The 4,643-nt window shown below is 70.5% G+C and carries 7 protein-coding genes and 1 pseudogene; 7 read left to right on the top strand and 1 reads right to left on the bottom strand.

Going from position 1 to position 4,643, the window contains the following annotated elements; translation table 11 throughout:
- The 6 genes and pseudogenes from HUU95_RS14565 to HUU95_RS08980 all read left to right on the top strand — a co-directional run.
- Positions 1–175, top strand: a pseudogene (locus HUU95_RS14565) (acid phosphatase); the annotation flags it as partial.
- A gap of 10 nt (positions 176–185) precedes the next feature.
- Complete coding sequence (locus tag HUU95_RS09000; RefSeq protein WP_254602714.1) at positions 186–536, top strand: DUF5076 domain-containing protein; 351 nt, start codon at positions 186–188, stop codon at positions 534–536.
- A gap of 22 nt (positions 537–558) precedes the next feature.
- Complete coding sequence (locus HUU95_RS08995; RefSeq protein ID WP_174279802.1) at positions 559–999, top strand: HI0074 family nucleotidyltransferase substrate-binding subunit; 441 nt, start codon at positions 559–561, stop codon at positions 997–999.
- Entirely contained in the window at positions 989–1,339 is a 351-nt protein-coding gene (locus tag HUU95_RS08990) for a nucleotidyltransferase domain-containing protein (RefSeq protein WP_174279801.1), read from the top strand. Before HUU95_RS08995 ends, HUU95_RS08990 begins: the two co-directional genes overlap by 11 nt.
- Positions 1,340–1,367: 28 nt before the next feature.
- Entirely contained in the window at positions 1,368–2,270 is a 903-nt protein-coding gene (locus HUU95_RS08985; protein ID WP_368039806.1) for an alpha/beta hydrolase, read from the top strand.
- Between the two features lie 102 nt (positions 2,271–2,372).
- The gene (locus tag HUU95_RS08980; protein ID WP_174279800.1) at positions 2,373–2,540 is read left to right on the top strand and encodes a hypothetical protein; all 168 of its coding nucleotides are present in this window, start codon (positions 2,373–2,375) and stop codon (positions 2,538–2,540) included.
- Here HUU95_RS08980 and HUU95_RS08975 read toward each other — a convergent pair.
- Positions 2,522–3,826 (bottom strand): MFS transporter, encoded by a 1,305-nt coding sequence (locus tag HUU95_RS08975; protein WP_174279799.1) that lies wholly within the window; start codon positions 3,824–3,826, stop codon positions 2,522–2,524. The two genes, HUU95_RS08980 and HUU95_RS08975, sit on opposite strands and share 19 nt — an antisense overlap.
- A gap of 99 nt (positions 3,827–3,925) precedes the next feature.
- On the opposite strand from HUU95_RS08975, the gene pgsA reads away from it, so the two are divergent.
- Positions 3,926–4,474 carry a CDP-diacylglycerol--glycerol-3-phosphate 3-phosphatidyltransferase gene (gene pgsA / locus HUU95_RS08970; protein WP_174279798.1) on the top strand — a complete coding sequence of 183 codons (549 nt, stop codon included), beginning with the start codon at positions 3,926–3,928 and terminating at the stop codon, positions 4,472–4,474.
- Positions 4,475–4,643: the final 169 nt, after the last annotated feature.

The following is a 4,643-nucleotide window of genomic DNA, read 5'->3' as shown; positions in this document are numbered from 1 at the left end:
GTTCGCCGAGCCGATGCCGGTCGCCGACCGGCGCCGGCGCGCGACCGGGTCGGCGGTGGCGGCGCTGTGGGGCCGGGGCTGGTTCGCGCTGCCCAACCCGGTCTACGGCACCGCGCTCAAGGGCGGGCTGGACGATGTCTTCCCACCCGACCAGCGCTGGAGCCCGCAGCCATGAAGTCGCAGCCATGAAGAAGCCGATCCCGATCGACCTGACCCGTCACGCGCACCTCGTCGAGGGCTCCAAGGAGTTCCTGCGCATGTGGATGCGCGACGACGGGCCGGTCACCTGCTTCATCAATCCCGCCGCGCTCGCGCCCGATCCCTTCGCGTTCGGCATCGCGCTGGTCGACGCGGTGAGGAACGGCGCGCGGGCCTGGGCGCGCGCGGTCAACATCAGCGAGGCGGAGGCGGAGGCGCGCATCTGGGAAGGGCTGGACGCCGAGCGCGGCCAGGCCACCGACCGGCCGCGCGATCCGCCGGCCGAGACGCCGGACCCGGAGGACGATTTCATCAGCTACACGGGCAAGCCGCACTGATGCCGGGGCCTGGGGTCAGGTGATGGACGAAGCGTCGGCCGACACCCCGCGATGGGTGCAGCGGTTCCGCAATTTCGACGGCGCGTTGGTGTTGCTGCGCGAAGGTGTGGGCATGCTGGACGATCCGTCGCTGCCCGTGATGGCCAAGGAGGGGTTGATCCAGCGCTTCGCGTTCACGTTCGAGCTCGCCTGGAAGACGTTGGCCGATTTCCTGGATTTCCGGAAGGTCACGCTGGAGCGGCGGGGGCCGGGGGACGTGCTGCGGATGGCGTTCGCGACCGGCTATCTGGGCGATGGGCCGATCTGGATGGATGCGCTCGACGCGCGCAATGAGCTGTCGCACACCGATCGCCGCCAGGCGTTCGAGCGTGTGCTCGCGGACATCCCCGTCCGGTTCATCGGCCTGTTCGAGGACCTGCACGAGATGCTGATGATCGAACGGGCGGCGCTGGATGGGCGCTGATGGTATCGACCTGTCGACGCGCGATCGGGCGACGCTGCTCGCCGTGCTCGCGCCGTTCGCGCCAGCGATCGAACGCGTCGCGGTGTTCGGCTCGCGGGTGCTGGGGCGTGCGCGTCCGGCGTCGGACATCGACCTGGTCGTGTACGGCGCGCTGAGCGGCCACGAGGCGGCGCGCCTCCGGTCGCGGTTCGAGGACAGCAACCTGGCCGTGCGCGTCGACCTGTTGCGCCATGCCGAGCTCGACGAGGGCGCCTCTCGCCGGCATGTCGATGGATACGCCAGAACCCTCTTCACCCGGGACGAGCTGCTCGCGGCGCCGCCGCGCGTCGTGCGGTCATGACCGATCCGCTCCGCCGCGCGCCGTGCCCGTGAAGCGAGCATTGCTTGCCCTGCTGATGCTGGTCGTCGGGCTGGGCGCGGCGGCCTATCTGTTCGTCGATCCGCCGCGCCTGCTGAGCTGGGCCGACGCGGTCGCGGGCGGGGGGCGTGGTGTCGAGCAGGCGGCGGATGGCGTGCCGTTCGGGACGCACGGGCAGCGGCTGGATGTGTGGCGCCCGGCGGGGCCGGTGACGCGGCGGCCGGTGCTGGTCTTCTTTCACGGCGGTGGCTGGGTGCACGGGTCGCGCGGCGCCTATGCGTTCGCCGGGCGGGCGTTCGCGCGCGCCGGTTTCGTCGTCGTCGTCCCCGATTACCGCAAGGTGCCGGCGGTGCGCTATCCGGCGTTCCTCCAGGACAATGCGCAGGCGATGCGCTGGGTGCAGGATCATGTCGCGGCCTATGGCGGCGACCCGGGGCGCGTCGCGATCGCGGGCCACTCGGCGGGCGGCTATACGGTGGCGATGCTGGCGCTCGATCCGCGCTGGCTGCGCGCGGCCGGGGTCGCGCCGGGGTTCGTCAAGGCCGGCGTCGGGCTGTGTGGGCCGTACGACTTCTTCCCGTTCCGCAAGGAGCGCGCGATCGACGCGTTCCGGGGCGTGGCGGACGGGCCGGACACGCAGCCGATCAACCATGCCGGCGCCGCCGCGCCACCGCTGCTGCTGATCTCCGCCGGCGCGGACACGCAGGTCGGCGCGCACAATGCGGTCAATCTGACGGCGCGGCTGCGGGCGGTCGGCGCGCCGGTGATCCACCTCGATCATCCGGGGCTGAGCCACGAATCGATCGTCATGGCGCTGTCCGTGCCGTTTCGCGGCCGCGCGCCGGTGCTGGCGGAGAGCGTCGCGTTCCTGCGCCGTGCCTTGAAGGAGGCAGGGGCGGGATCGCGGCCGTAGCGCGCGACGTCCCGCGCCGGGACGGTTCGTGTTCGACTGACCCACCGCGTTAACGCTCTTTGCCGCTAGTCTAGATCGTCAACAAGGCGTTAACATCCGGCCATGACGCGACGCCTTGTCCTCTCCACCGAAGCCGCCGGCCACCCAATTCGCCGGTCGCTGCCGCCGCCGGCCGCGCCGACGCGCGCGCGCGACGACGACGCGGACTGGCGGCTGTTCCTGCTCAGCTTCGCGGCGTTCTTTATTTGTTTCTACACGCTGATCTTCTGATCGCAGGCGCGGTGCAGCCGTTGCGCCAGCCACGCGGCGCCCAGGCACATCGCGGCGACGACGAACAGCATGTTCTCCGCCGTCACGCCGAGCCGGCTGATGCCGATCACCCCGACCGAGCCGACCACCATCGCGCCGGAGCTGACGATGTTGTTCGCCGCCACCGTGCGCGCGGTATGGTCGCGCTCCACCGTGGTGGTCAGGAAGGCGTAGAGCGGAACTACGAACATGCCCCCCGTCACCGCAATCGCCAGCAGCGCCAGCACCACGAGCGCGGCGCGCGGCTGACGCATGAACTCGCTCCAGCCGTAGAGATGCCCGGCGGGCGCGGGCGTCCAGCCGCGCACGACGAGCGAGAACACCACGACGAACAGCCCCATCGCGATCACCGAGGCGGGCGCGTAGCGCGCCGAGATGCGCCCCCGGAGCAGCGTGTTGATCACGACGGAGCCGATCGCGATGCCGATCGACAGCGTCGCGGTGAACAGGCTGGCGACCACGGGAGTGGTGGTCAGCACGTTCCTCACCAATGACGGGAAGACGATGATCAGCACCGCGCCGATCGTCCAGAAATAGCTGATCGCGCCGATCGCGAGGTAAAGGCGCGGGATGTGCAGCGTCGAGGCGACCAGCCGCCACGACGCGGTGATCGGATTGAGGTTGATCGCGAGCCGGGGCCCCGCGCGCGGCGCCGGCGGCACGCGCCGGCCGGTGATCCAGCCGATCGCCGCGACCGCGAGCACGCCGATCGCCGCGCCCTCGATCGACAGATAGCCGGCCAGGATCGTGCCGAACAGGATGGCGAGATAGGTGCCCGCCTCGACCAGCCCGGTGCCGCCGAGCACGTCGTCGGCGGGCAGGTGCTGCGGCAGGATCGCGTATTTGATCGGGCCGAAGAAGGTGGAATGCAGCCCCAGCAGGAAGATGGTGGCGAGCATCAAGGGGATGCCGGTGTGCGAATGCCCCGCGCGCGCGACCAAAAGGCCGGCCGCGCCGAGCAGCATGATCCCGATCTCCGCCGTCTTCACCACGCGCGTGATCCACGCCTTGTCATGCGCGTCGGCGAGCTGCCCCGCGATCGCCGAGAACAGGATGAAGGGCAACGTAGACAGGCCCGTCACCAGCGCGGTGAAGCTCTGCTCGACGCGCGCGTCGTTGAAGACCTGGAAGGTGGCGAACAGCACCACCGCCTGCTTGAACAGGCTGTCGTTGAAGGCGCCCAGGAACTGGGTGCAGAACAGCGGCAGGAACCGGCGCCGCCTGAGCAGCCCGAGCGCGTTGATCATCGGGGCGTGCGGCGCGTCATGGGCCGCGCCGCTTGTAGCGGAGCGCGCCGCAACCTCAAGGGTTTGCGCCCGCGCGGGAAGGGGGTAGGACGCGAGGAGATGCTGACGCTGCCCAACCTGCTGACGCTGTCGCGCATCGTCGCGGTGCCGCTGCTGGTCTGGCTGTTGTGGTGGCCGGGCTGGACGACGGGCTATGCCGTCGCCTTCGTGCTCTATTCGGTGGTGGCGATCACCGATTATCTCGACGGCTATCTCGCGCGCGCGCAGGGGACGGTGTCCAAGCTCGGCATCTTCCTCGATCCGATCGCGGACAAGATCATGGTCGCGTCGGTGATTCTGATGCTGGTCGGCACGGGGGACATCGCCGGCTGGCACAAGATCGCGGCGCTGGTGATCCTGTTGCGCGAGATCGCGGTGTCGGGACTGCGCGAGTTCCTGGCGGGGCTGCGGGTGTCGCTGCCCGTGTCGCGGCTGGCCAAGTGGAAGACAACGCTGCAGCTGGTCGCGTTCGGCGCGCTGATCCTGGCCGGGGCGGCGGCGGCGGGCTGGATAAAGACGGTGGGGCTGGGCGCGCTGTGGGGCGCGGCGGTGCTGACCGCGATCACCGGCTGGGACTATCTGCGCGTCGGCCTGAAGCACATGGACTGACGGTATATGCTGCGGGTCCTGTATTTCGCGAGTGTGCGCGAGGGCATCGGCCTGGGCGAGGAGCTGGTCGACGCGCCGCCGGAGGCCGCGACCGTGCATGCGCTGGTCGACTGGCTGGCGACGACCAGCCCCGCGCATGCGGCGGCGCTGGCGGACCGGGCGCGGCTGC

The organism is Sphingomonas bacterium (genome assembly GCF_903643065.1).
Lineage (GTDB): Bacteria > Pseudomonadota > Alphaproteobacteria > Sphingomonadales > Sphingomonadaceae > Sphingomonas.
Note: the sequence above shows the minus strand (reverse complement) of the source record. Positions and strands in the feature narration are given on the sequence as shown.

Bases quoted from the DNA above. Each gene is read 5' to 3' on its own strand.
- HUU95_RS09000 (WP_254602714.1), top strand. From the start codon at position 186: ATGAAGAAGCCGATCCCGATCGACCTGACCCGTCACGCGCACCTCGTC.
- HUU95_RS08995 (WP_174279802.1), top strand. From the start codon at position 559: ATGGACGAAGCGTCGGCCGACACCCCGCGATGGGTGCAGCGGTTCCGC.
- HUU95_RS08990 (WP_174279801.1), top strand. From the start codon at position 989: ATGGGCGCTGATGGTATCGACCTGTCGACGCGCGATCGGGCGACGCTG.
- HUU95_RS08980 (WP_174279800.1), top strand. From the start codon at position 2,373: ATGACGCGACGCCTTGTCCTCTCCACCGAAGCCGCCGGCCACCCAATT.
- HUU95_RS08975 (WP_174279799.1), bottom strand. From the start codon at position 3,826: ATGATCAACGCGCTCGGGCTGCTCAGGCGGCGCCGGTTCCTGCCGCTG.
- pgsA (WP_174279798.1), top strand. From the start codon at position 3,926: ATGCTGACGCTGCCCAACCTGCTGACGCTGTCGCGCATCGTCGCGGTG.